The organism is Chitinophaga sp. (assembly GCF_036569125.1).
Lineage (GTDB): Bacteria > Bacteroidota > Bacteroidia > Chitinophagales > Chitinophagaceae > Chitinophaga.
On record NZ_DATCRF010000793.1, the window covers coordinates 1 to 2,924 of the forward strand.

The 2,924-nt window shown below is 46.6% G+C and carries 4 protein-coding genes; 3 read left to right on the plus strand and 1 reads right to left on the minus strand.

Annotated features, from left to right (window positions below):
* Positions 1 to 181: 181 nt before the first annotated feature.
* Positions 182 to 667, plus strand: a complete 486-nt coding sequence (locus VIM87_RS29160; protein ID WP_332000391.1) for a hypothetical protein — start codon at positions 182 to 184, stop codon at positions 665 to 667.
* 36 nt (positions 668 to 703) lie between these two features.
* Positions 704 to 1,120: a bacterial transcriptional activator domain-containing protein gene (locus tag VIM87_RS29165; RefSeq protein WP_332000392.1), complete on the plus strand. Its 417-nt coding sequence runs from the start codon at positions 704 to 706 to the stop codon at positions 1,118 to 1,120.
* A 67-nt stretch (positions 1,121 to 1,187) separates the two neighbouring features.
* Here the strand turns inward: VIM87_RS29165 and VIM87_RS29170 are convergent, their stop codons facing one another.
* Positions 1,188 to 2,192, minus strand: a complete 1,005-nt coding sequence (locus VIM87_RS29170) for a LacI family DNA-binding transcriptional regulator (protein ID WP_332000393.1) — start codon at positions 2,190 to 2,192, stop codon at positions 1,188 to 1,190.
* 335 nt (positions 2,193 to 2,527) lie between these two features.
* Between VIM87_RS29170 and VIM87_RS29175 the strand changes: the two genes are divergently transcribed.
* On the plus strand, positions 2,528 to 2,924 hold a 397-nt coding region (locus VIM87_RS29175), incomplete at its 3' end, for an EamA family transporter (RefSeq protein WP_332000394.1).

Genomic DNA, 2,924 nt, shown 5'->3' on the forward strand with positions numbered 1-2,924 from the left:
GAAAAAAGGGAGCGGCGGCAGGTGGTACAGCGGATGGCGGCAGGGATAAAAATTTGAGAAGTCGGCGGCTGATTTACCGGCCGGCTGCAGCGAAAAAAATTTCAGCAAAGGAGACCATTACCGCATATTTATTTTTATCCTTTATTTTGGCATACAAACTCCAAACCATCCTTTTTGCAATATGGTCAAAGAAACAAAAACAGCGCTATTTGCCGACTACTTTCAGTTTTATATCCAGGATGAAAATGCAGCCGGTGATCTTTCTAATTCCTGGACACAGGAGGCAGTTGACAGACTATTAGCCCTGGCGCCGGGTACCATCGGCGTGGGAACAGTCAGGAATATGCACGTTCCGGTTATCGTTAAAATATTTGATAGCGAACCGGAAATGATAGTTGATAACGAGCATATCGCACAGATAAATGAGTGCAACCTGGATACTAATACCGGCAGGCTGGTTCTGGCAGGATGCACCGACTATTTTCCGGATGCTATCAGAATAGAAGTTACACCCGGAATCCACCGGGCCCGCATTTATTATGGCAACCTTGATAAAATAAGTGAAGATGGACTTGACGGCGAGGATTTCTATGAAATCCATCTGTGGAGGACGAACAAAAACGAACCCCTATTGATAGTAAAAGATAGAAATAGAGCGACCCCTTAAAGGACCACTTGGCACGCCCCTTGGTATAGGTTGTATATGGCTGTAAGAAAAAGAATATCCAACCACCTGTTATTGGTAGAAGCCAAAGATGCAGAATCCCAGGGCGATAGCACCAGGGCCATTACGTTATATCAACAAGCAGTAGAGAACGATCCGCTGGAAGAACAGGCCTGGCAGCGTTTAATGATATTACATCGAAAACAGAAGGATTACCAGGGCGAGCTGAAGGTTATTAACCTTGCTTTAAAAACATATGAAACGCATGCCCGGGAGGCACAACGGCAATGGCTGCAACAGCACAAGAAGGGAGCTTCGTTGTTTAAGTCCCTTGCAAAAAGCCTGGGATTAATGAACAATAAGGGTGAAATGCTGAATGATAATCCTGTTATAAAAAAATGGATCCGGCGTAAAGAGATGGTAACGGCACGTTTGAAAAAACGGCCAAAGAAATAGAAGAATATTATTCACACACCATTAGCGATGATGCAGGAAACAGCAATCGATAACTAAGCAGCTCCCCTCACGAACTCGTTGACTTCCGCGGAATGATCTTAGACTTCAGCACTACATGATCCTGCACCGGCGCACCACTTTCCAGTGATTTGAACAGCAGCTGTGCAGCGTGCACACCCAGGTCCCGCGCGGGTTGCGTAATGGTAGTGAGCGAAGGATTTAACAGCGGCGCAATTTCCAGGCTGGAAAAACTGATGATCTTTACTTTTTTAGGAATGTTGATATTCAGATCCTGGCAAACGTAATAACTTACAATAGCCAGGCGCTCTACAGCGGCAAACACTCCATCCGGCTTTATGGTGGTTAAAACTTTAGAAATGATGTTGTAGCTTTTTTTATGATCGTTGCTGCAATCTATCACCAGGTCTTTGTTAAAGGGAATGCCTTCTGCGGCCAGCGCATCCACATAGCCCTGCATACGCACATTACCGATGGACAGGCTTTTGTTGATCACCAGGAAAACGATCTTCTTACAACCCGCTGCTATCAGGTGCCTGGTGGCATTAAAGCTGCTTTCATAGTCGTTGGTGGTTACCTTGGCCACATCAATATCCTCATACACCCGGTCAAAAAATACCAGGGGCATATGCCGCTTTTTTAGCTGTTTAAGGTAATTATGATCCTTGGCTTCACCGGAGGCCGACATGATAATACCATCTACCCGGCCATTGGAAAGATCATTAATGATGGAAACTTCCAGCTGGTATTCATCATCCGTAACGTAGATCAGCGAATGGTACCCCTTTTCCCTTGCTACCCGCTCAATTCCTTTGATGGCCTGCGAAAAGAAATCGTTGGCCAGCTCCGGTACAATGATGGCAATGGTATTACTCTTTTTCTCCCGCAGGCTGCTGGCATAGAGGTTTGGCTGGTAGTTCAGCTCCCGGGCGCGGGCCAGGATGCGCTCTTTTGTTTGCGCATTGATATCGCTATTGCCCCGGAAAGCTCTTGACACGGTTGATGTGGACAATTTCAGGTCCTTTGCCAGCTCTTTAATATCAACTTTATCCATCGGCGCGAAATTACAATATATTTGAACGATAAAATTTAGCTAATAAATTGCGTATTTTTATACCGATTAATTTTTTGCCATGACTTTGCCCGGAATATTTCACCTTAATGCTGCCCGCCTAAGCGCCATTGGCAGCTTTTCCACCCCTCCCCCGCCGCCTTATACAAAGGCAGGCAAATAAGTACAGGGTTCCTGTTACTTCCTGTTTAGAGCCGGCAACTAATGCCGCTGCTGTAATCCCCTGCCCTTTCCTTTTTTAGATCCCGGTTTATTTACCGCGCTTTACCCAGGCTGTGAAAGGCTTTGCGGCAGTGCATTACAATGTTTTTTATTCAATGTTCAAGTATATTATCATGGTTTTTGCCGGGGCCTGCTGCTTCGGCATCCTCTCTACTTTTGTAAAGGTTGCCTACCAGGAGGGTTATGCTACCGGCGATATTTCCGGCTCCCAGGCCTGTTTGGGTATGTGCGTTTTGTGGTTATTATATCTGCTGACCCGTAAGCCTGAAGCGGCCCGGGGCCCTGTATGGCCGGTGCTGCTGGCCGGCACCACCATTGGGTTGTGCACGCATTTATATTACCTGTCTGTTAAATGGATCCCGGCTTCCGTGGCTATTATTTTCCTGATGCAATTTACCTGGATCAGCATGCTGCTGGAATGGGTATTTTTCCGGAAACGGCCTGCAGCGCTACAGCTGGCGGCCACGCTACTGATCATGGCGGGTACAGTAA

Coding starts and splice junctions, on each gene's coding strand:
- VIM87_RS29165 (WP_332000392.1), top strand. CDS start 704: ATGGCTGTAAGAAAAAGAATATCCAACCACCTGTTATTGGTAGAAGCC.
- VIM87_RS29160 (WP_332000391.1), top strand. CDS start 182: ATGGTCAAAGAAACAAAAACAGCGCTATTTGCCGACTACTTTCAGTTT.
- VIM87_RS29170 (WP_332000393.1), bottom strand. CDS start 2,192: ATGGATAAAGTTGATATTAAAGAGCTGGCAAAGGACCTGAAATTGTCC.